Origin of the sequence: Vibrio sp. 10N.222.48.A3 (genome assembly GCF_041475345.1) — a bacterium.
GTDB classification, from domain to species: Bacteria; Pseudomonadota; Gammaproteobacteria; order Enterobacterales; family Vibrionaceae; genus Vibrio; species Vibrio tasmaniensis_A.
In genome coordinates, this window is the sequence record NZ_JBFRVX010000508.1 from 1 (window position 1) to 499 (window position 499).

Here is a 499-nt window from a genome sequence, read left to right on the forward strand (position 1 = left end):
TAGCGCATTCGTATCATGCTACTGACTTAAAGGGGGAAATTCGATGGATCTACATCAATTAGCAAAAATGAGTGAAGCTGATATTGCTTCATGGGTTCGTGGTAATACAGGTAAATTTTCGCTGATATCTGACAGTGAGTTAGAAAGCACTATTGATGCCCGTGACCGTTGGGAAGAGCGAGCAACAGAATTAGCTAGTGATGTTGGTACGCTACTCAACATCGATGTTGGTGAGCACACTAGCGCTAATTGTCCTGTACAGAATGCCCTTGATGCTGTTTATCAAGCAACTCAAAAGAAAGCCAAAACCGAGGCACTGAAAGAACGCCTTAGTGGTGTTCTCAATGACGAGCTCATTAACTAGTAGGGGCAAGGTTATGGCATGGGTTATTGAAATAACACAGAGGCTTTCGGTTCGTAACAGTGAAGAGGGGCTAGACAGGTCATACGTTACCGCAATCAAACGATGCGGTACGAATTGCTCAATTACTACTTCTTT

1 protein-coding gene is annotated in these 499 nt (G+C 43.5%); it reads left to right on the forward strand.

Annotation, left to right across the window (positions count from 1 at the left end; all coding sequences use genetic code 11):
* The first annotated feature begins 43 nt into the window (after positions 1 to 43).
* On the forward strand, positions 44 to 364 hold the full coding sequence (locus AB4653_RS14890; RefSeq protein ID WP_102579858.1) for a hypothetical protein: 321 nt from the start codon (positions 44 to 46) through the stop codon (positions 362 to 364).
* Positions 365 to 499 lie beyond the last annotated feature (135 nt).